This is a genomic window from Frankia umida (assembly GCF_023242945.1).
In the GTDB taxonomy this organism is placed as follows: domain Bacteria; phylum Actinomycetota; class Actinomycetes; order Frankiales; family Frankiaceae; genus Frankia; species Frankia umida.
Window position 1 is genome coordinate 169,786 of the sequence record NZ_JALKFT010000005.1, and the last position, 22,497, is coordinate 192,282.

The following is a 22,497-nucleotide window of genomic DNA, read 5'->3' on the forward strand; positions in this document are numbered from 1 at the left end:
TGTCAGCCGATGAGCCCGAAGAGAGAAACCCGTGCCAGACACGACGCGATCCCTGGGGGAGAGCATGGCCAGCTCGATCGATGCCTACCGTGAGTCCGTCCAGGATCTGACCCTCGGGCCGCTGCCCGCCTGGGGCACCGACTGCGTCCGCAGCATGATCGACACGCTGACATCCACGGCCGAGCCGTTCCCCTGCGTGTTCGCGGTGGCCGCGGCGAACCGCGGTGGCCTGCGGTTCGGTTTCGTCGACGACCTCGACGACCCCCGGACCTGGTCGACCCTGCCGGACATCCTCGCCACCTACCTGGCTGTCTACAAGGAGATCTCGCGCAACACGTCGCTGGTCGTGTTCTTCGGCTCCGGCCAGGAGCAGGAGGGAGAAGCGGAGCGGGAGCCGGGGCAGCGGGTGCCGGAGGAAGCGCGGGCCGGCGACATCCTCGCCTACGAGCAGCGGTTCTGGTCGCTGCTTCAGTACCTGCACGACGGGGACGGCGAGCCCTGGCCGTCGGACATCCCGACCGAGACCGACGATCCCGGGTGGGAGTTCAGCTTCCGCGGCTCCCCGATCTTCGTGGTCTGCAACACCCCGTCCCACCATCGACTGCGCAGCCGGAGCAGCCCCGTCTTCAACATCACTTTCCAGCCGCGCTGGGTCTTCGAGGGCCTCGAGCCCTACACCCCGCGTGGGGCCGCCGCCCGCAGGACGATCCGTGAGCGGCTGCGCAAGATGGACGAGGTCGACTCGACCCCGCTGCTCGGCTCGTTCGGTGACCCGGCGAACCGCGAGTGGAAGCAGTACTTCCTGCGTGACGACGCCACCGTCGCCGACGGCTGCCCCTTCCTCGCCAACGCCGCCCGCACCGCCGCCGCCGGTACTGCCGGTACTGCCGGCTTTGCCGAGGTGGAGCCGTCGGGTCGGGCGTTCAAGGTGGTCGTCAACGAGGAGCAGCAGTACTCGGTGTGGCCGGCGAACCGGCGTAACGCGCTCGGTTGGTTCGACACGTCCGTCACCGGGACACGTGAGCAGTGCCTGGACAGCATCGCCTCGACCTGGTCCGACCTGCGGCCGCGCAGCCTGCGTCGGCGGATGTCCGGTGCCGCGGACGCCACCGTCCGGGACGCGGGTACGCGGGCCGGGATGGGAGCCGGCGGCCGTCCGCTACTGCCGATGACGGCCCACGCGCCGGCACCCCACACGTCCGAGGACGCCGAGCAGGACGAGGCCGAGCGCGAGTCGGTCTCCAGCCCCGCCCTCTGACGGCGGCCTCGCCCTCCGCCGGCGGCGCCGCCCTTCGCTGGCGACGCCTCCCACGGGCGGCGGGCCGTCCAGCCGCCAGCGGGGCGTCCGGCTGATCTCCGCATGTTCAACGTGAAACCGAAAGGAAACTCTGTCGATGGTCGCGAACCCGCCCAACGATGTGTCGCGGCCCGATGGCGCGTCCCGGCCGGACCGGGCGCCGCTGTCACCCGCCCAGCGCCGGTTCTGGTTCCTGCACCAGCTTGACCCGGCCGGACACACCCAGCACCTGACGCTGGGACTGCATCTGACCGGGCCACTGGACGTCGTCGCCCTCACCGCCGCGCTGCACGACGTCGTCGACCGGCACGAGGTCCTGCGCACCGTCTACCCGCCGGACGCGGCCGGTGAGCCGACCGCCCTCACCCTCACCCGGCTCGGCGTCGACCTGCTGACCGTCACCATCCGTGATCTTTCGGTGGAGCTGTGGGGTGCGGCGGCCGACGTCCCCGCGGACGCCACCGTCCAGGTCGATCCGATCGACCTCATCGACCCCGCGGACGACGGTGCCCTGCGGGCGGTGCTGGCCGCGTTCGGACAGGCGCCGATCGAGATCACCGACGACATCCCGCTGCGCGCCCAGCTCATCCGGGTCGGCCCGGACGACCATGTGCTGCAGCTGGTCCTCGCCCGCATCGCCGGGGACGAACCCGGCTTCGAGATCCTGCTCACCGATCTCGCCGCCTGCTACGCGGCCCGCTGCCAGGCCCGCCGAGCCGACCTCGGCCCGCCGCCGGCCCAGTACGTCGACCACGCCCGTTGGGCGGCCACCGCCGAGCGGCGGACGAAGGTCGTCGACCAGCTCACCTGGTGGCGCGACGAACTCAGCCCGCCGCCGCCCCCGCTCGCCCCCGCCCTGGCCGGTGGGTCACCGGTCGCCGCGACCACCGTCGCTGGTGGGCATCCGACCGTGCAACACCGGGTCACCCTCAGCCCCGAGGTCACCGACCGGTTGCGCGCCCTGGCCGCCGCTCACCGCGCCGACCTCGCCGAGGTGCTGCTCGCCGCCGGCATCGTCCTGGCGCACCGGTGCACCGGTCAGACCGACATCGCCGTCGGCACCTGCGTCCCGGGCCGCGACCGCTCCGGGTTCGCCGACGTCGCCGGCAACTTCGACAACCTGGTCGTGGTCCGCACCCGGGTGGACGCCCAGCAGACCTTCGGTGATCTGGTGGACGTGGTCCGCGCCCGCGCCCAGGCGGCCCGCGACCACGCGGACGCACCGTTCGACGAGGTGGTCCGCGCGGTCCGCGGCGAGAACGCCGGCTACGTCGGCTCGTCGGCCGCGCGCCTGGCCGCCGCCGCCGGTGAGGCCGCCCTCGCGGGTGGTGCCGCTACCGCGCACGGAGCCGCGGCCGGCGGGGGTCTCGTCGACGTGCTGGTCGGCTACCAGCCGCCGCTGCCCCCTGAGGTCACCCTCGGAGGTCTGCACGTCGAACCGCTGCGTCTGCGCACCAGCGGCGCGGGCCTGCCCCTGGCCCTGCTCGCCGAGGACAACGGCCTCACCGGCCCGTCCGGCCCGTCTGGTTCATCCGGTTCATCTGGTTCGTCCGGCACCGTGACGCTGACCGCTGTTGTCGACACCGGGGTGTTCGCCGCCGCCGACGCCGAACGGTTCGCGGGCCGCCTCGCTCGCCTGTGCGAGCAGATCGGCGCCGACGCGGTCCTCGGTGAGCTCGACACCATGACCGCCACCGAACGTCACCTCGTCGTCGACGAATGGCCCAGTGGACGGACGGACCCGCTGGTCGCCCGCTCTCTCACCGCCCTCGTGGCCGACCAGACCCGCCGCACCCCGGACGCCGTCGCCGTGGTCGCCCCCGCCCGTGCCACCGACCCCGCCCCCGACTCCGCTGCCGCCCCCGACTCCGCTTCTGACCCCGGTCTCGCGGGCGAGCCCGTCATGCTCACCTACCTCGAGCTTGAACAGCGGGCGGACGCGGTGGCCGCCGCACTGCGCGCCGTCGGCGTCGGACCTGAGGTCACCGTCGGGGTGTGCGTGCCGCGGTCGGCCGGCCTGATCGTCGCGCTGCTCGGGGTCCTGCGCGCCGGCGGTGCCTTCGTCCCCCTGGAACCGACCTGGCCGGCGCGTCGCCTGGCCGCGGTCGCCGCCGGCGCCGAGATCACCGCGGTCATCGCCGCCGTGGACCTCCCCGCCCTCGACGGCGCACCCACCGTGCTCCACCTGGACCTGGCCGGCGACCTGGACCGCACCGCCGACCTGGACCGCACCGCCGACCTGGGCCGTCCAGGAGCGGTGGGTGCTGCCGGCGCCGCGGAAACGGTTCCGCGGAACACCTCCGCCGCCCCGGTGACGTCCCTCCCGGACGTGCCTGACGTGCCTGACGTGCCTGACGTGCCTGACGTGCCTGACGTGCCGGACGGGCTGGACGGGCTGGACGGGCTGGATATGGATGTGGACGTCGAGCTGGGCGTGGACATGGAGAACCTGGCGTACGTCACCTTCACCTCGGGGTCGACCGGGGAGCCGAAGGGGGTGATGATCCGTCACCAGGCGATCTGCAACCGGCTGCGCTGGCAGGTCGACCTGCTCCGGCTGACCGGGGACGACGTCGTGCTGCACCGCGCGCCGCTCGGCCTGGACATCTCGATCAACGAGATCTTCCTGCCGCTGGTCGCCGGAGCCCGGCTCGTCGTCGCGCCGCCGGGCGTGGAGAGCGACCCGGGCGCACTGCTGGAGATCATCCGCGAGTATTCGGTCACCTTCTGCTATGTCGCGACGTCCATGCTGGAGGCGATGCTCGACCATCCGGGCGCACCCGAGGCGGGACGGTCGTTGCGCTACGTCTGGTGCGGCGGCGAGACGATGGGCGACGAGCTCTACCGGCGCTTCCGTGAACGGTGGAACGCCTGGATGTTCCACGGGTACGGGCCGGCCGAGGCGACGATCGGCGTGTCCTGCCGGGTGTTCGAACCGGCTACGGCCGCCGCCCACGTCACCATCGGACGGCCGAACCCGAACACCCAGCTGCGGGTGCTCGACGCCGACTACAACCCGGTACCGGTCGGGACGGTCGGTGAACTTTTCGTCAGCGGCCTGCCGCTGGCCCGCGGCTACCTGGGCGACCCCCGCCGCACCGCCGACCGCTTCGTCCCCGACCCGTTCGGCACCGCACCCGGCAGCCGGATGTACGCCACCGGCGACCTGGCCCGTTTCCGCGCCGACGGCGAGATCGAGTTCCTCGGCCGCGCCGACACCCAGGTGAAGATCCGCGGCTTCCGGGTCGAGCTCGAGGAGATCGAGCACGTCCTCGGCCGCCACCCCGGCGTCCGCCAGGCCGTCGTCGTCCTCACCCACGGCAGCGCCAACGCCAACGGCAACGGCGGCGGTGGCAACGGCGGTGGCGGTGGCGGCGAGGCGGGCGGTGACGAACTGCGGGCCTACTGGACGCCAGACCCGACCGCCGCGGTGCTACCGGATGCCGCGGAGCTGCGGGAATGGCTCGAACGTCGGCTGCCCCGCCACATGGTGCCGGACGTGTTCGTCGCCGCCGCCGGCCTGCCACCGACGTCCAGCGTCCACCCCGTGCACGTCGAGCCCGCCCCCGGCCTCCAGCGTCAGATCGCCGATGTCTGGTCGCACGTGCTCGACACCACCCGGATCGGTGCCCGGGACGACTTCTTCACCCTCGGCGGCCACTCGCTGCTGCTCCCACAGGTCCAGACGCGGCTTGGCCGGGAACTCGGCCGCCGGGTCCGCCTCGCCGAGCTGTACGCGTACACGACCGTCGAGGACCTCGCCCGCTGCCTGGGCGCCACCCCGGCGGTCGCAGCCAGCGCCCCCGCCGGAAACCACTCCCGCCGGAAGAGGAAGCCATGACCGCGGACAACACCACCACCCTGCCCAAGCCGACCACCACCGCCGCGCCCACCGACCCGGCACCGGCACCGACACCGCCGGAGGCCCCGCAGTCCCCGGCCCAGGCGGCGGCCGCGGCTCCGGGGGCGTCCGCTTCGGCGGGAGCCTCGGCCGATCTGGCCAGTCAGGTGATCGCCGCGCAGCAGGGTGCCGACGCGCATGCGCTGGTGCGGGCGTTCGCGGCGAACCCGGCGTTTCGCGCGGCCGAGTGGGAGGAGCTGACCACCGAGGGCAACCCGTACCGGCGGCCCGTCCGCCCGGCGGACCTGAAGTGGCTGAACTACGCCGCACCGCTGCGCGGCGAGCAGTTGCTGAAGCTGTCCGGCCTGCTCGGTCACCGGATGCTGCGCAACATCTACGACGCGGACCTGCTCTACCTCCCGGCCGCCCGCAACGACGCCGCCGACCACGACGCCGCCGACTTCTACCATCCGGACAACCGGCTGCGCGGCGCCCTGGCCCGTCCGGTGCTCGAACGGCACCTGTTCTCGTTCCTCGAAGCGCAGCGCTCCGCCCTGCCGGTGACCACCCTGGACGCGGTGCGCTCCCAGCTGCACGGCTACTGGGAGCAGCGCCGCGACCATCCCGGGGACGCGTTCGTCGTGCTGCGCGGCACCCGGGACCGGCGGGAGGCGACGACGTTCGCGTTGCTGCAGCTGTCGGCCTACCTACCGGCGACACGTAACGCGACCGCCCGGGCGGCGCTTGGTGAGTACGATCTGGCCCAGCCGTCCGCACGGGCCCTGCTGCTCGACGACTACCGCCGCTGGGTGGGCGACGGTTCGGCCTGGGCGGCGCTGCTCACCTCCGCCGGACTCACCACGACCGTCGGCGCCTACTGGCAGCTCTACCTCAACACCTCCCTGGCCCGCGGCAACCACCTGCACCACCTGTCCCGCGCCCCCGAGCGGCACGCCGAACTGCTCGGCGCGTACGTCCACCAGCGCATCGACGACGCCGCCGTCGCCGCCTCCTGGACGGACGCGGTCGCCGACGCCTTCGGCACCCGTCCCACCCTGTTCACCCCCGCCGAGCCCGCGTCCGGCTCAGCGTCCGCGTCCGGGGTGCCCGTGGTGACGCCGGCGGTCCTGGACGACCTGGTGGACACCCTGCTCACCCCGCTGGTCGCCGCCTGGGGCGAGGGCGCGCTGACGGCCTTCCACACCGGGTTCGCCGACGCCGCCCACCTCGCCCGCCGCCACGACCGGGACCTCGCCGAGCAGCTCGCCTGGGCGGACGCGATCGACGAGCACAAGGCCAGGGCCGAGGCGATCAGCGCCTATCTGACCAACGAGCGCATCGAGGTCGATCTGGACACCTTCGTCGAGACCTGCGACGAGACGTCCACGACGCACGTCCACGACGAACACCGTCTGGTGATGATCGAGTCGGGCGACATGCACTTCTGGAACAACGTCACCCACAAGATCTCACTCAGCGACGGCGACAAGATCCTCATCCCCAAGTCCCGGCTGCACGGCTCCACGGTGCTCTCCGGCTCCTGCACCTACCACCAGCCGATCATCCCCGACGACATGTACGCCCGCTTCTGACCCACCCGGCCCGGTCCTCGCCACCGGTCCTCGCCAGGAGCCGATCACGACCCCGCGGCCCATCCGACCGCCTGTGCGGAAACGGGCCGCGGGGTCGCGGTGGTGAGGCGCCCGGTGTCTTCGGCATCCCACGAATCGCATTGAGATCATGGACTGCCGAGGGTTGTTCGCGAATTTCACCCCCCACACACTGAACAACCCTCGGCATGCGGCCTCATAACCCTCGGCATGCGGCCGAACCGCCTCTGCCGCGTGGCCTGATCCGCCTCGGCGTGGCCCGATCTCCCCTGGCGCAGCGCGATCTCCCTTGGCGTGGCCGGATCTTCCTGGCGCGTCGCCTCGGGCGGGGGGCGTCGGCCGCTGGGCGGCGCGATACGCGTGGGCCACGAAGAGCGTCGCAGGATGAAGTGACATGAATCGTTTGGGTGACCTGGCGTCGGTGATCGCCGCAGGTCCATCGCGGAAAGTGGCTGATTCGAGCTATGTGGTGATTAGGTAAGGTTTCCTTGCATAGGTAAACCTTACTTGCTAGCCTGCCCTCCGACCGCCTCAGTCTGAGGGCGTTGCGTTGGAAACGTGCTGCTCAGGGCGGTGGTCGGGTCCGAATCGACGTCCGGGCAGAACGGGTCAGACGTGGAACAGAGGGGAGTGGCTGTGCAGCTGCGGGTCGAGGGCTCCCCGGCAGGGGCAGGGGCACAGGTGGGTGCTGCCGGCGGGCCGGAGAGCTTGGCCTTCTGGAACGACTACAGCGCTCCTCGCTCCACCACGACCGTCGCCGCGATGTTCACCGACCAGGTGCGACGTCGCCCGCAGGCCCCGGCGCTGGTCGCGCCGTCCGGTACGGGGGACGCGCTTCGGCTCACGTACGGCGAGCTGGGGGAGCGGGTGTTCCAGCTCGCCCGCGGGCTGCGGGCCCGTGGGCTCGGCCCGGAGGATGTCGTCGGCATCCGGCTCGTCCGCTCGGCCGAGATGGTCGTCGCGGTGCTCGCAGCCATGGTCGCTGGTGGGGCGTTCGTCCCGGTGGAACCGTCCTGGCCCGAGCAGCGCCGCCGTCGGGTTCTCGCCGACGCTCACGCCCGCCTGCTCGTCACGGCCGCCCCCGACGCGGCGAGCAGCGCCGAGGGCGCCGCCGGGACGACGGATGCGGATGGGGTGCCGGGTGTCGTGGTGGACCTGGCGGACTGGGGGTTCGGCGCGGAGGCCGCAGAGCCGCTGGACCTGCGGATTCCGAGTGCCGGGCTCGCCTACATCATGTTCACCTCCGGGTCGACCGGAGCGCCCAAGGGGGCGATGATCCGCCACGATGCGATCGCCGAACGGTTGCGCTGGCAGATCGAGGACCTTTTCGAGTTCGGCCCGGACGACGCGGCTCTGTTCAAGGCGCCGCTGTCCTTCGATATCTCGATCAACGAGATTCTTCTGCCGTTGGTCAGTGGTGGGCGAGTGGTCATCGCCGAGCCGGACGGTGAGCTTGACCCGGGCTATCTGCTCGACCTTGTCGCCGATGAGCAGATTACTTTTGTCTACCTGGTCTCGTCCATGTTGGACATTCTTCTCGAGGCGGCGCAGGACACCACTGATCTCGACTCGCTGCGCCACGTCTGGTGCGGCGGGGAGGTGCTCTCACCGGCGTTGTTCACGCGGTTCCGGGAGCAGCTCGGTACCGCGCTCTACCATGGTTATGGTCCGGCCGAGACGACGATCGGTGTTTCGCACGTCATCTACCGCGATTCCGCTGCCCGGCTCGCCGCGTCCATCGGACGGCCCAACCCGCACACCCAGCTGCACGTCCTGGACGACGGTCTCGCGGCCGTGCCGGACGGGGAGGTCGGCGAGCTCTACGTCGCCGGATTCCTGCTCGGCCGAGGATACGCGCACAACGGCGGGCTGACCGCGGCCCGGTTCGTCGCGAACCCGTTCACCGACGACAGCACCCGGATGTATCGAACCGGGGATCTCGCCCGGTGGAACAGCGCCGGCTGGCTCGAGTTCGTCGGGCGCGCCGACAACCAGGTGAAGATCCGCGGTATGCGCCTGGAGCTGGAGGAGGTGGAGGCGGCCCTGGCCGCCCATCCCCAGGTGCGTCGCGCCGCGGTCGTGCTTTCCCGCGACGGCGCCGCCCCCCGCCTGCTCGCCTTCGTCGTGCCCGACACCAGCATCCCGGACGCGACGGTGTCACCGGATGACGTCCTGGCCCACTGTGCGCGGCTGCTACCCCAGTACATGGTGCCGAGCGCCGTCACGGTGCTCGACACGTTGCCGCTCACCCCCGGGGGGAAGGTCGACCGCCGCGCCCTGATGCCGAGCTGACGGCGATCCGACGGCGATCCGACATGCACCACCCACGTAGATCGGCGACCGCGGCCCGCGCGCTCGCTCCACAAGGAAACGAGACGGTAGTGCGAAAGAAACTGAAGGTCCTCGCCGCACTGTGGCTGGCGATCACGGCTCTGGTCGTGGCGGCCGGCTGCGGCAGTAGCGGCAGCGACGGCGACGGCGACGGGACGGCCTCGGCGGGCACGTCACAGGGCGCCTTCCCGGTCACCTTGACGAACAAGTTCGGCACCACGACCATCAAGGCCGCGCCGAAACGCGTCATCGCCCTGAGCCTTGAAGAGGACACCCTCGCCACCCTGGGCATCACGCCGATCGCCTACGCGAAGGACGGCTACGGCGCGGCCAGCGACTATCCGTGGCTCAAAGGCAAGATGGACCTCTCGAAGAGCACCGCCCTCGAGGCCAGTGGCGACCTCAACCTCGAGCAGATCGCGGCCCTGCACCCCGATCTGATTCTCGCGACGAACCTCTACAACCTGGCCGACTACTACGATCGGCTTTCCAGGATCGCACCCACGGTCGGCTACACCGAGGACGCTGGCATCGCCACCTGGCAGGAGAACAGCACCCTGATCGGCAAGGCCGTCGGCCGGGAGGCGGATGTCAAGACGGCCATCGCCGCCACCCAGAAGATCATCGAAGGGGTGAAGGCGGACCTGCCGGGGCTCGCCGGAAAGACGTTCAGCTATTCCTTCTACTACGAGCCGGGTGGCCTCGCGGTCATCGACGACCCGGAGACCGTCTCCGTGCAGCTCTACTCGGATCTTGGGCTCAGGCTCGCCCCGGGTGTGACAGCGAACGTGAAGGACCGGTCGCTCAGCATGGAGAAACTCGACGCCCTCGACGCCGACTTCATGCTCATCGGCTACGCCACCGACGCGCTGAAAACCGAGATGAACGCCAACAAGCTGTTCACCGACATTCCCGCGGTCAAGGCCGGCCGGGTTCTGCAGGTCGACGCCTTCACCGCCGGCGCCGTCAACAACCCGACCATCCTGAACATCCCGTGGCAGCTCGACCAGCTCAGGCCGACCCTGAGCAAGGTCTCCTCGGCCAGCTGACCGACCGGGCCGATAACCCACATTCCGTCACCACCGGGTACTTGGTCCCGTCACTCCGGCAGGTCTTGACTTTCCAGGTCCTTAACCTCTGCAACCACTGGTTTTCCTGGCCCCGGACGAGGGTCGGCCGATCTCCGGGTGACCGTCCAGCCCTCGTCCGGCACAGCCGCTCGCGCGGCGCATGCCACCACCATGCGCCGCGCGAGCTTGCTTCCCGTCAGACATGTGGTGGTCCGGGGTAACACGATCTGGAATATTCGGACAGAAACCGGCGGCACTCCCGGGTATATCTGCGTCGGGGTGCTTCCCTGCCGGCTCCGGTAGGCGGACCATCGTTTCATGACGCTGACCTACGGGGTGCCGAGCCGCTGCGACATACCCACCGTCGTCACCTCGCGGCTGATCCTGCGGGGATGGCGGCCCGAGGATCTCGCTCCGTACGCGGCGATGAACGCCGACCCGGAAACTATGCGTTATCTTGACGGCCCCTTCGGGGTGGACGCCACCGAGCGGCTCGTCACGCATCTGATCGGCATGTGGTCGTTGCGCGGCCACGGCATGTGGGCGGTCGAGGATCGGGGCAGCGGCGAGTTCCTCGGTCGCGCCGGCTCCTATATCGCGCAGGGCTGGCCCGGCATCGAGGTCGCCGTGTCGATTCGCCGCGACCACTGGGGCCGCGGCCTCGGAACCGAGGCGATTCGCGCGTCCCTGGAGTTCGGCTTCGAACGGCTTCCCGTCGACGAGCTGATCACGTCGACCCATCGCGACAACACCGGCATGAACAGCATCGCCCACCGTCTCGGCATGAATTTCCGCGGCGTCGCCGACGTCGGCCCGTGGCGGGCCAGCAACGTGTACGCCATTACCCGCGCCGAATGGCGCTCCCGGCCACCCGCCACCACGACCACCACGACCACCACGACCACCATGGCCGCCGCGACGACGCCGGCCGCGGCATTACTGCGTATTCGCCAGAGCGGGCCTTCCTCGGGTGGGTATCCGTCGGTTGACTGCGGTCACGGCGAGCAGAGGTCGCGAAAGCGCACGCCCGGCAGGTAGTACTGCCACGACGACGCGTCCAGCCCCCTGCCCGCGCGCTGGCAGGCGTAGGTCACGATCTTCTTCGCGACGAATTCGTGGACCGCGGCGAGATCCCAGAGCCGAATCGTCCCGTCATTGGCACCGGAGGCCAGCACAGTTCCGTCCGGTGAGAAGGCGAGCGACAGCGGGGAAAGGGTGTGCCCGGCCAGCGGCTGCCCGATGGGTTTCAGTCTCGGCCAGGTGGTCGGATCACCGGTGTCGCCCCGCGGCCGGCCGAGTGAATCCGGGCCGGTCGCCCACAGCCGTACTCCGCGGCCCGCATCGGCGCTGGCCAGAATCCGGCGATCGGGCGAGAACGCCACCGCCCGCACCGCACCGGTATCGGTGTCGGCTTTGGCCAGGGCCGGTTTTCCGTCGCCGCAGCACATCCGCACGGTGAGCGCCCCCGTCACCGGACCGGGTCCCGCATCGCCCTCGGCACTCTGCTGGTCGTCCACCGGGGCAGGGTCGGCCGACGTCACCTGGCGCAGGGGCGCCGCGACACGTTCGGGTCGGGCGTCCACCTGGATGCTCAGATCGCGGGACGGCACGAGCAGCGGACCGAACGTCTCATCCCGTGCGGCGGCGGCTCTCGATGGGAGCCCATCCGCAGTGGCGCCCGAGGTGGTGGCGCCCGAGGTGGTGGCGCCCGACGAGGCGGGGCTGGTGGGGCCGGGGTGCTCGTCGGTGGTCAGCCGGGGTGCGGCGAGGTCGGTCAGATCCCAGGCGAGGGTGGTGCGCAGGGAGTCGTCCGCGGTCAGGCTTCGTCCGTCGGTGGTGAACCGCAGGGCGGTGACGGGGCCGTGTAGTCCGATCAGGGGGCTGCCCACCGCGGCGGGCTCGTCGGCCCGCAGCAGCCACAGGCGCACCGAGGCGTCCGCGGCACCGGCGGCGAGCAGGATCTCGCCCCGATCGGTACGGACGAACGCCAGCGCCGTCACCGGGGCGCCGACGGTGATGACGCCGGTCGGGTCGGCGGCGAGGCTCTGCAGCAGGTTCTCCTGGCTGGCCAGGTCGGGATGGACAGCCGCGGCGGCCAGGGCCAGGCGCAGCGCCTTGACCCGGTCGGTGGCGCGGACGTCGTCCGCGGCGGTGAGCAGCGACCGCGCCAGGGTCGCGATGCGGGCCCGGTCGGCGCCACGCTGGGCGTTACGGGCGTAGGCGGTCTGCACGGCGGCGAGCGCGGCGGCCGTCAACGCCACCACCAACGCGATCGACAGCAGGCTGACCACCCGCCGCCGACGCAACCGGACACGGCGGGCCTCGCTCTCGGCCCGCTGGTTACAGGCGGCGAGGAACTGGCGGCCGGCCCGGTTCAGGTTGACGACGGGTTCGGCGCCCTTGCCGAACTGGCCGTGCGCGCCCCACAGCACCGTGGTGGCCGCGGTGAGCCGGTCAGCACCCCACAACGGTCCGCCGCGAGCCCAGGCGGCGGCGGCCCGTTCCACCTGGCCCTCGGTGAACAGTGCCGCCTCCCGTTCCCGGATCGCCGAGTCCAACGGCTGCCAGGCTGTCAGCAGCGCCTCATGGACCACGCCCACCGCGGTGGTGCCGAGGCTTTCCGCCGGGGTCGACAGCAACCGCTGGTCGACGAACACCCCGAACGCCGTCCGCAGCGCGTCCGAGGACAGTTCCCCGAAGTCGACGCGGCGCCGGGTGCGCCGTCCGGCCTCGTCGATCGTGGCGAGTTCGGCCATGCTGGCCAGAATCACCTGCCGTGGCAGGTGGGCCGCCGCCACCGCCTCCTCCAGCACCGCGTCGGCCCGGCTGGCCAGCGCTCCGCGTACCCCGCCCAGCTGGTCATACCGCGCCGCCGAGAGCAGATCTCCCCGGGACAGCCCGCGGGCCAGCTCCTCCAGGGTGAACGCGAGCAGCGGCAGCGCCTCGCCGGCCTCGGTGTCCTCCACCATCCGGCTGACCAGCTCCGGAGCCACCCGCAGCCCCGCCACCCGCGCGGGCTCCGTGATCACCACGCTGAGCATCTCGCGCGACAGTGGACGTAGCGGGAACGCGTGCAGGTTCGCCTCTCGCAGTTCCGGCACGGCGAACCACTGGTCCTGAAACTCCGACCGCACCGCGACCACCACCCGAACGGGCCCCCCGAGCCCCTCCGAGAGCAACGTCGCGAACCACGAGCGGGCCTGCGGCGGCGTCCGGGTGAACAACTCCTCGCCCTGATCCACCACGATCAGCAACCGGTCGCGGGACGGACCCGAGCCCGCCGCCAACAGCTCCTCGGTGATCGACGCGAGTGCTCCCGGCTCCTCCCGCAGCCGCTGGTCGACCTCGGTGGCCGTCCACGGCACTCCCACCGAACCGGCGGCGTTCGCCAGCGCCAACGCCAGCTTGCGGGTCGGATCACGCCCCGGCACGAACGGCTCGGCCACCATCCACCCCGGCTCCTCGCTGAACCGTGCCGTCAGCCCCGCGCTGACCAGGGACGACTTCCCGCACCCCGACCCGCCGACGACCAGCAGCAGCCGACGGTCGCTGAGCGCCCGCAGCCGGTGCGCGAGCCGGCGCAGCTCGTCGTCGCGGCCGTAGAAGACCCGCGCCATGTCCCGGGTGAACGGTCGCAGCCCCGGAAACGGCGATCGCTCCCACACCCCCCGCCCGCCCGCCGCGTCGATCCGCCGCAGCGCCACATCCAGATCGGCGGCCCACTGCGGATTGTCGACGGCCACCGCGTACTGCCGGTCGGCCAACAACGGCGAGGACGCCTCCGGCTGTGCCCGCAGCGGCACCAGCAGGCTGCCCACCTCGTGTGCTATTCCGATTTCGTACGCGCACCAGGGCGACGCGTTATAGGCATCGGTGAGCACACAGACAACCGCATCGGCCGCCCGTAGCTCCTGATGCAGCCGTTCCTTCCAGAGATCACCCGGCGGGATACCCTCCCGGATGTTGCGGGCGAGAAAAACCTGATGCTGACGTTCGGACAACCTCTGGTGGATCTCGTCGGCCAACTCCCCGTCGGAGCCAGCGTGGCTGACGAAGATTCGCGCCACTCCACATCTCCAAGAATCGCTGTGCACAGATGATCCATCGCGCGTGGTGCCTGGGTGCCGGCTGCTCGGCTCGGTGCCTGCTGTCGGGCCCCTGCCCCGCCTCTCGAGAATATGTGTACGGGACGTCCTTTTCCGTACGACCCTGTACGGGTCTTCCGCTCCCGCGCGGGTCCGTGCCGTCTCGCCTCGGTCGCGTTCACCGCACGTACCCCCGGGAGTTACTGGTGGATGAACGTCCAACGGTTCCCCGTGGCCTCCCTGGTGACAGGAAAGTGAACATTGGACGGATGTCCCGGTCGATTTCCGGCCACTTGCCGACGTCCGCCAGAAATCCCCTGATGCCGAGGCTTGTTCGGTTACTGATGGCCCCGTTTTCCCAACAGCCCTCGGCATGTGGCCGCACAGCCCTCGGCATGTGCCTGGCAGCCCTCGGCGTCGAGCCTGACAGCCCTCGGCATCGCGACCGCGCCTCGTCCGGACCGACGGGCGCCCTGTGCTTCGCGGCAGGCGGGGGGCATGCCTGTGCTTCGCAGCAGGTGGGCGGGCAGGGAGGAGGGCGGGATGCGAGCGAGCGGGGCGGGGTGCTGTTGCCCTGGGGGTGGGTGGCGGGGACCCCCGGTGGGAAGCACACCGGACAGACGTCACCGACCCATGGCGCGATCGCGATGCGACCGTGAACGTCCGCCGGACGACACGCTCACCTGCGAATTGCCCGTGTGCGGGAGACGTGTCCGGCTCGGGTGTCGCCGACGCGACCGTCATTCGGCGGTCCAGCCGCGCAGCCGGGCGGGGTTCGTGGCATGCTCGGATTCCAACGACGACCGGACGCGACACCGCCGCCCGTGATGCGAAGTCAGCACGGCGGGGCGCCGTCCTTGGTGGCAGTTGTCCGCTTCGGCGGGATGCGGCCGTCATCACCGTTGTCGTGGCGGTATTGCCGTCCTGCGGTAACGCCGTTGTGGCTGACCCTGAGTCCTCATCGTGGAGGTTCGTTGTGAAGCGTGTCGGTGCGATTGTTCTGCTGGTTACGCTCGTGGGTGGCGGGTTCCTCTTCCGGCGTCAGCGCGGCAAGCAGGCTGCGTAGTCCCGTCCCGCTACCCGCGGGATTCTTTCGGTTTCCGCGCCCGGCGCGGGTCTCGTCCCCGCGTAGTGCGGGACGTCCGTCGACGTGGTGAGGGCAGGGCGGTCCGTCCGTGCACAGATTTGATGCCGACACGGCCGATCTGATGCGGGCGGTCTTCGACGCGACCCGGCTGCGGCTCGGATTCGACCAGGTGCCCCTGGACGGACCCGCCACCCCCGTGGAACTCGCCGCGCGGGTCGGGCGGACGATCACCCCGGGCGGTCTCGGTGGCCGGCGTGCGCTGGAACTGTTCGACGAGGTGCTGGCCCGGGCCTGCATCTCGGCGGACCATCCGCGCAACCTCGCCTTCATTCCGGCCGCCCCGACCAGATCGTCGGTCATGTTCGACCTGCTCGTCGGCGCCTCGTCCATCTACGGCGGAAGCTGGATGGAAGGCGCCGGCGCGGTGCACGCCGAGAACGAGGCGCTGCGCTGGCTCGCGGATCTCGCCGGCCTGCCCGTGGCGGCCGGCGGGGTGTTCGTGCCCGGTGGCACGGTGGGGAACCTGTCGGCGCTGGTCGCGGCGCGTGGGGCGGCCCGCGCGCGGCTGCTCGCCGAGGGCCGGCCGCTACCGTCGCGATGGCGGTTCATCTGCGGCGACGAGGCGCATTCGTCGCTCTACCAGGCCGCCGCCGTGCTCGACGCCGAGATCGTCCCCATCCCCACCGGTGCGGACGGTCGCCTCACCGGCCCCCTGCTCGCCGCGGCCCTGGCCGGCTTCGCCCGCGAGGACGCCTCCGCCGCGCGGGGGCTACGGCCGGACGGCCACGACCATGGCTATGGCGACGATGGTGGCGGTGGCGGCGGCGAGGCTGGTCGTGATGCGGCGGCGCTGGGGGTGTTCGCGGTCGTCGCGACGGCGGGGACGACGCAGTTCGGGGTTGTCGATGACATCCGGGGCATCGTCGACGTCGCCCGGGAGCATCGGCTCTGGGTGCACGCCGACGGCGCGTACGGGCTGGCGGCGCTGGCCGCGCCGTCCGCTCGGGTGCGCTTCGACGGCATCGCCGACGTCGACTCGTTCATCGTCGACCCGCACAAGTGGCTGTTCGCCCCGTTCGACGCCTGCGCCCTGCTCTACCGCGACCCGGCGCAGGGGCTCGCCGCGCATGGTCCGCAACGCGCCGCCTACCTCGAGGTACTCGACTCCCACACCAACTGGAACCCGTCCGACTACGCGATAGGCCTGTCGCGACGGGCCCGCGGCCTGCCGTTCTGGTTCTCCCTGGCCACCCATGGCACCCAGGCGTACGCCGACGCGATCGAAGTGACCCTGGCCACCACGCGGGCGGCCGCAGCGCAGATCACCGCGCGCCCCGAACTCGAACTCGTTCGGGAACCGGAACTGTCCGTCGTGGTCTTCCGCCGCCGGGGTTGGACGGACACCGACTACCAGCAGTGGAGCAGCGGCCTGCTCCGCGCCGGCTTCGCCTTCGTCCCGCCCACCCGCGTGGCCGGCGAAGCCGTCGCCCGCTTCGCCATCGTCAACCCCCGCACCACCCCTGACGACATCGGCGCCATCCTGTCCACGATGCTCTGACCCGCCACGCGCTGCGGGCGGCGCGGGGATGGGGTTCATCCCGGCGCCGCCCGAGCTGGCCACTGGTGGGCAGGGGTGACCACCAGCGGCGATGGATGGGGTGGTTAGTTGCCCACGGTGAAGCGGCGGTTGCGGTTACGCGGGTGTTCGATCTCGTCGATCACCGCTACGGCGAAGTCCTCGGTGGAGATGCCGATCTGACCCTGGGCGTCGATGACCGGATGGTCGACACCGGTGCGGTAGGCGCCTCGGCGCTGGCCGCTGCCGAAGTTCTGCGGCGGCGGGGCGATCGCGGCCCACCGGACGCCCCGGGCGCCGCGGTAGGTGTCGAGGGCGTCGACCTGGTCGAGCGCGTCCTTGCGCTCGGCGGCGGGGAAATCGGAGGTGTCGACGAGACGCTGCCCGTTCTCGTCCTCCAGCGTCCCCGCACTCGACACGTGGACGACCAGCGGCGCCTGCTCACCCAGCCGTGGCAGCACATCGACGAGGGTGCGGGCCGCGTTCGCGTGCACCGGCCGGTCCACCCCACCGACGGCGACGACGACGGCGTCCGCCTCCTGGGCCAGCCGCTGCACGGTGTCCCGGGACGTCACGTCTCCCTCGACGGCGTTCGCCTTACGGGCGAGCTTCTTCACCCGGGAGGCGTCCACCTCGACCGCGGTGACCTCATGCCCACGCCTGATCGCCTCGTCGGTGATGCGACGCCCGATCTGCCCCGCGGCGCCAAAAACCACAATCCTCGCCATGCCATTGCCTCCGACTCACCGGCCGTGCAACTGATGGATAGTCTCGCGATCCGTTCGACGTGCTGGTGATGCTGGCGTTCTGGTGATGCTGGAAGGCGGTCGGCGCGCCATTGAGCCGACCGCCGTGGTCAGTAACTTCCATTACCTTCCGCGAAAACTATGCTCACGCTCCGCATCGCCCGGCAAGTTGACGTCGCCTTTTGGTATGCCGCCGGCGCCGCCGTTCGCCCGGCGCGGGTGGGCGGCCGGGCTCTTCCCGGTGGATTCGTCCGCCGGTGGGCTGCGTCGTCCGGTGATGGTGGAGACCGTCCGCGTGACGGTCGGGGGCGCCGTGGATGACGGCTACGAGTGGGACTTCTTCGTCTCCTACACGGCGATGGACCAGCCGTGGGCGGTCTGGGTGGTCTGGGTGGCCTGGGTGCTGGAAGAGGCCGGATTCCACCTTCTGGTGCAGGACTGGGACTTCCAGACGGGAACGAACTGGGTCGCGAAGATGGACGAGGGTGTTTCCCGCACCCGGCGGACCATCGCGGTGCTGTCCGAGCACCACGCCCGTTCGGTCTACGGGAAAGCCGAATGGCAGGCCGCATGGGTGTCGGATCCGCTGGGTGCGGACCAGCGGCTGCTGGTGTTCCGGGTGAAGCGGTGTACAGCCCGAAGCATCCCACTGTGCGAACGATCCGCGGGAATCTCGAAGCGGCGCACGACGAGCCCAACGAGTGATCTTGGACGGTGCTGACCGGAGCACCATGCCCGCCGCTAGAAATGGATCAGGCCCGAACCCACCGGTGGGTTCGGGCCTGTAGCTGTGTCTTGCGACATGACAAGTGCGGTGGAGGTGGGATTTGAACCCACGGAGGGGTTGCCCCCTCACACGCTTTCGAGGCGTGCGCCCTCGGCCACTAGGCGACTCCACCGTAGGTGAGCCTACCGGACGCGCCGGGCATGTGGTTCGCCGGGTCCGGACCGGATGCCGCCAGCCCTCCACGGCCAGGCCGCGATCCGGGCCCACACCCGCCGCCGTGCTCGCGGCTCGGCTCCGGTTCGGAGCCTGCCGGGTACCCGCTTGGCGATGATGGTGACGGTATGTAACGAAAAACGGGGTGGCGCGTGGGGGTCGTGGGCTAAGGGGGTCGTCGCGGGGGTGATCGTGTCCGCGATGGACATCAGGCCCAGCGGCCGGCAATCGGGAGCCGATCATGAAAGTCGGCCTGATCCGCGAAATCACCTGGGGGTGGGGGTGGGGCGGGTGCTGGTGGTGCGGCGGGTGGTGAAGAAGGTGGTGAGGAGGGTGGTGCATTCGGGGGCGCGGATGGCGGGGATGACCTCGGGGCGGTGGTTGAGGCGGCGGTCACGGACGACGTCCCAGAGGGAGCCGACGGCGCCGGCCTTGTCGTCCACGGCGCCGTAGACGAGGCGGGCGATGCGGGCGAGGACCAGGGCGCCGGCGCACATGGTGCAGGGCTCGAGGGTGACGACGAGGGTGGTGCCGGTCAGGCGCCAGGAGCCCAGGGCCTGGGCGGCGGCGCGTAGGGCGATGACCTCGGCGTGGGCGGTGGGGTCGCCGTCGCGCTCGCGGGTGTTGTAGCCGGTGCCGATCACCGTGCCATCGGCGGCGAGGACGACCGCGCCGACCGGGACGTCGCCGGAGGCCAGAGCGAGACGCGCCTGGTCCAGCGCCAGGCCCATCGCCGCCTCGTGACTGAACGAGTCAGCCACGGGCGTCGTCGAAGATCTCCCCGGCGCCGGCGCGTTCGCTCAGGGCGCTGATCAGGTCGGCGGGGAGCATGCCTTCCTCGCCGATGAGTTCGAGCAGGTCCTCCTCGGAGGTACCCAGGTCGGCGAGGAGATCCAGGTCACCGACGGGGGAGGCCTGGAGCAGGACGGCGGAGTCGTCGTCGTCCTCGTCGTCCTCGGTGGACAGGCCGGCCATGGAGGGCAGCGCGTCGGAGAAGAGACGGCCGGCGAGGTCGGAGCTGACCAGGGCGCGGCGGTCGGAGAGGAAGACCGACGGGTCCAGCTGCTTGTCACCCAGGCGGACGATCGCGAGGTACTCGTCGTCCTCCTCGAGGAAGGCGACGACGGAGGCGTCACCGAGGTCGCGCATGGCGTCGGTGAGGGCGTCGAGGTCGTCGAGGTCCGCGGGGTCGAGTTCGTGCACGGACCAGTGGCCGTGCTCCCGAGCGATCGCGATTGCCTTCGTGGTCACGGTGTGCCCTCACGTCCCTTCTGCGACCGGTCGGTGCTCGACCGGTCCGAACTCCCGCCCGACGGGGAGACCCGTAGGTCCGACGGCCGGCTGGTCCGGTGACCGGCTGGTCCGCTGGTCTGGTGGACCGGTCACTGGGCCGGTGCCCCGAAGCGCCGATCGGCGAACCTCGAAGTTCCCGGGCACCCGCGACAGCGAGCTCCAGGTCGTCAAACCGCAGGTCAGCATGGCCGCCGGTAGTTAACCGACCTGTCCCACCATGCACTACCTGTGATTCTCACTCCAGAAGCCGGATCCCGGTGGCCCGGTTCACCCCAATGGGTGAGTTCTACCGTGCCAGTCGGGTGACAGCTACACCAAGGTCCCATGGGCACATCCGGGTAGTCCGCGCGTAACGGACCGAACAAGTCCGTCCGTGCGGGGTGGGGTGTCGAACGGCGGCTCACGGTAGCCGCTCGCAGTGTGCGCACAGCGCACAGCGGATGCCGGGGAGATACCGGAACGGATCCGGGGGCGGCGTCCGGTGCCGGCTGTCGCCGTGGCACTGTAGAAAGCGCGATGACGACATCATTTCCGCGTAGGTTCACCGCCCGGACGCAGGCCGCCCTTGCCCTGGAGCGACTCGCCGCCGAGGCGTCCCGTCGGCTTGGCCGTGGTTCCGGGGAGATGATCGGCGGGAAACTGGCCCTTCGGGTGTCCCCGGGGGCCCTCGCCGAGGTCGGCTCCCGGCGTCCCACCGCCTGCGTGTCGGGCACGAACGGCAAGACGACGACGACCCGGCTGCTCGCGCGGGCGCTGGGCACCCTGGGGCCGGTCAAGTCGAACAGCGGCGGGGCGAACATGGCCCCGGGGGTGTTCGCCGCCCTGTCGAAGCCGCCGTTCGACGCGGCGGCGGCCCTCGAGGTCGACGAGATCTGGCTGCCGAAGGTCACCCGGGAGATCGGGCCGCGGGTCGTGCTGCTGCTCAACATCAGCCGCGACCAGCTGGACCGGTCCAACGAGACCCGGCGGATCGCCGCGATGTGGCGTGAACTCGGCGCCGAACTGCCCGACACGACCGTCGTCGCCAATGTGGACGATCCCCTCGTCGCGTGGGCGGCGGCCGGCTGGTCACGGCAGGTGTGGGTGTCGGCGGGGCAGAACTGGACGGCGGACGCGATGGTCTGCCCACAGTGCGCCCGGCTGCTGCACCGCAACGCCAACGGCTGGTGGTCCGAATGCGGGCTGGCCCGGCCGGAGCCGATCGTCTCGGTGATCGGGCCGCGGGAGCTGCGCTGGTACGGCCGCACTGTCCCCGCCCGCCTCGACCTGCCCGGACGGGTGAACCTCGGCAACGCGGCGATGGCCGCCGCCGCCGCCCGCGAGTTCGGCGTGGAGGTCGAGGCGGCGCTGGCCGCGATGACCGGCCTGGGTGACGTCCAGGGCCGTTATCAGGAGGTCTTCCTCGGCGAACAGGGCCGGCGCGGGCGGCTGCTGCTCGCGAAGAACCCCGCCGGCTGGGTGGAGATGATGGAACTGCTCGCCGACGCCCCGCCGCGTCCCGTCGTCATCGACTTCAACTCGCAGACCGCCGACGGCCGAGACCCCTCGTGGATCTGGGACGTCCCGCTCGAACGGCTCGCCGGCCGGCAGGTGCTCGTCACCGGGGAGCGCAAGGAGGACATGAGCGTGCGCCTGGCCTACGCGGAGGTGCCGCACAGCGTGCACCGCAGCGCTGAGGACGCAGCCCAGGCGGCCAACGAGAAGGTCGTCGACGTGGTCGCCAACTACACCGCCTTCCGCGACCTGCTCGTGCGGTGCACCCGATGAGCCGCCGCGGCGTCTCGACGACCCGGATCGCGCTGATCTACCCGGAGCTGCTCGGCACCTACGGCGACGGCGGCAACGCGATCGTGTTGGAACGGCGGCTGCGCTGGCGTGGCCTGCCGGTCGAACGGGTCGATGTCCCCGCCGGTTCGCCGGTGCCCGAAGGGTGCGACATCTACCTGCTCGGCGGCGGTGAGGACGCCCCGCAGGTGCTCGCGGCCGACGGTATCCGGCAGAACCGGGCGATCCCCCGGGCGGTGCACGGCGGTGCGGCGGTGCTCGCGGTCTGCGCCGGCTACCAGGTGATCGGTCAGAGCTTCCCGTCCGGCGGGGAGATCCACGAGGGGCTGGGTCTGGTCGGGATCGAGACCCGCCGTTCCTTCGCCGGTCCGGACGCCCCCCCGCCGGGGCGCGCCGTCGGCGACATCGTCGTCGAACCCGACCCCCGCCTCGGCCTGCCCACCCTCTTCGGCTACGAGAACCACGCCGGACGGACCAGGCGCCTGCCCGGCTGCCAGGGATTCCCCCTCGGGACGGTCCGCCGCGGCATCGGCGACGGCTCCGGCGGTGCTGGTGCCGCCGGAGCTGCCGGTGGTGGCGCGGGCGGGCGTGCCGGTGGGACGGCTGGGCCGGATGACGGCTCGTCCTCGGCGGGGACCGACGGGATCGTGGACGGGCGGGTGCTGGGCACCTACCTGCACGGGCCGGTGCTGGCGCAGAATCCGGCGCTGGCGGACCTGCTGCTGACCTGGGTACATGGCACGCTGCCGCCGCTGTCCGGACCGCCGGAAACCGTTGCACTGCGGGAGGCCCGGCACCGCGCGCTCACCGCCGGCTGACCGCCCAACGGCACCTTC

14 protein-coding genes and 1 tRNA gene are annotated in these 22,497 nt (G+C 71.2%); 10 read left to right on the forward strand and 5 right to left on the reverse strand.

Translation table 11 applies throughout. The annotated features are described in order from the left end of the window. The first annotated feature begins 31 nt into the window (after positions 1-31). From MXD59_RS07225 to MXD59_RS07250, 6 genes are all read left to right on the forward strand, one after another. A complete protein-coding gene (locus MXD59_RS07225) occupies positions 32-1,258 on the forward strand; it encodes a YqcI/YcgG family protein (RefSeq protein WP_248823989.1) in 1,227 nt (408 codons plus the stop codon). 136 nt (positions 1,259-1,394) lie between these two features. Continuing rightward, positions 1,395-5,138, forward strand: coding sequence for a non-ribosomal peptide synthetase (locus MXD59_RS07230; RefSeq protein WP_248823990.1), 3,744 nt, complete (start codon positions 1,395-1,397; stop codon positions 5,136-5,138). After that, positions 5,135-6,730, forward strand: coding sequence for a cupin domain-containing protein (locus MXD59_RS07235; protein WP_248823991.1), 1,596 nt, complete (start codon positions 5,135-5,137; stop codon positions 6,728-6,730). Before MXD59_RS07230 ends, MXD59_RS07235 begins: the two co-directional genes overlap by 4 nt. 648 nt (positions 6,731-7,378) lie before the next feature. Continuing rightward, on the forward strand, positions 7,379-9,040 hold the full coding sequence (locus tag MXD59_RS07240) for an amino acid adenylation domain-containing protein (protein WP_248823992.1): 1,662 nt from the start codon (positions 7,379-7,381) through the stop codon (positions 9,038-9,040). An 89-nt stretch (positions 9,041-9,129) separates the two neighbouring features. Beyond that, complete coding sequence (locus MXD59_RS07245) at positions 9,130-10,128, forward strand: iron-siderophore ABC transporter substrate-binding protein (RefSeq protein ID WP_248823993.1); 999 nt, start codon at positions 9,130-9,132, stop codon at positions 10,126-10,128. A 339-nt stretch (positions 10,129-10,467) separates the two neighbouring features. Beyond that, positions 10,468-11,187 (forward strand): GNAT family N-acetyltransferase, encoded by a 720-nt coding sequence (locus tag MXD59_RS07250; RefSeq protein ID WP_372511958.1) that lies wholly within the window; start codon positions 10,468-10,470, stop codon positions 11,185-11,187. On the opposite strand, the gene MXD59_RS07255 is transcribed toward MXD59_RS07250, so the two are convergent. Then, on the reverse strand, positions 11,145-14,216 hold the full coding sequence (locus tag MXD59_RS07255) for an nSTAND1 domain-containing NTPase (protein WP_248823994.1): 3,072 nt from the start codon (positions 14,214-14,216) through the stop codon (positions 11,145-11,147). The genes MXD59_RS07250 and MXD59_RS07255 overlap by 43 nt on opposite strands. A 1,193-nt stretch (positions 14,217-15,409) precedes the next feature. Here MXD59_RS07255 and MXD59_RS07260 point away from each other — a divergent pair. Next, positions 15,410-16,879 carry a pyridoxal phosphate-dependent decarboxylase family protein gene (locus MXD59_RS07260; RefSeq protein ID WP_248823995.1) on the forward strand — a complete coding sequence of 490 codons (1,470 nt, stop codon included), beginning with the start codon at positions 15,410-15,412 and terminating at the stop codon, positions 16,877-16,879. A 104-nt stretch (positions 16,880-16,983) separates the two neighbouring features. Here the strand turns inward: MXD59_RS07260 and MXD59_RS07265 are convergent, their stop codons facing one another. Continuing rightward, positions 16,984-17,625 (reverse strand): NAD(P)-dependent oxidoreductase, encoded by a 642-nt coding sequence (locus MXD59_RS07265; RefSeq protein WP_248823996.1) that lies wholly within the window; start codon positions 17,623-17,625, stop codon positions 16,984-16,986. A gap of 259 nt (positions 17,626-17,884) precedes the next feature. Here MXD59_RS07265 and MXD59_RS07270 point away from each other — a divergent pair, with 259 nt between their 5' ends. Continuing rightward, on the forward strand, positions 17,885-18,364 hold the full coding sequence (locus MXD59_RS07270) for a toll/interleukin-1 receptor domain-containing protein (protein WP_248823997.1): 480 nt from the start codon (positions 17,885-17,887) through the stop codon (positions 18,362-18,364). A 91-nt stretch (positions 18,365-18,455) separates the two neighbouring features. Here the strand turns inward: MXD59_RS07270 and MXD59_RS07275 are convergent. The 3 genes from MXD59_RS07275 to MXD59_RS07285 form a co-directional block, all read right to left on the reverse strand. After that, positions 18,456-18,542: transfer RNA gene (locus MXD59_RS07275), tRNA-Ser, on the reverse strand. A gap of 307 nt (positions 18,543-18,849) precedes the next feature. Then, a complete protein-coding gene (gene tadA / locus MXD59_RS07280) occupies positions 18,850-19,344 on the reverse strand; it encodes a tRNA adenosine(34) deaminase TadA (RefSeq protein WP_308301665.1) in 495 nt (164 codons plus the stop codon). Beyond that, complete coding sequence (locus MXD59_RS07285; RefSeq protein WP_248823998.1) at positions 19,337-19,834, reverse strand: tRNA adenosine deaminase-associated protein; 498 nt, start codon at positions 19,832-19,834, stop codon at positions 19,337-19,339. Before MXD59_RS07285 ends, tadA begins: the two co-directional genes overlap by 8 nt. Before the next feature lie 558 nt (positions 19,835-20,392). Here MXD59_RS07285 and MXD59_RS07290 point away from each other — a divergent pair. Both MXD59_RS07290 and MXD59_RS07295 read left to right on the forward strand, forming a co-directional pair. Further along, positions 20,393-21,643 (forward strand): Mur ligase family protein, encoded by a 1,251-nt coding sequence (locus MXD59_RS07290; protein ID WP_248823999.1) that lies wholly within the window; start codon positions 20,393-20,395, stop codon positions 21,641-21,643. After that, entirely contained in the window at positions 21,640-22,479 is an 840-nt protein-coding gene (locus tag MXD59_RS07295; protein WP_248824000.1) for a type 1 glutamine amidotransferase, read from the forward strand. The genes MXD59_RS07290 and MXD59_RS07295 overlap by 4 nt, the downstream gene beginning before the upstream one ends. Positions 22,480-22,497 lie beyond the last annotated feature (18 nt).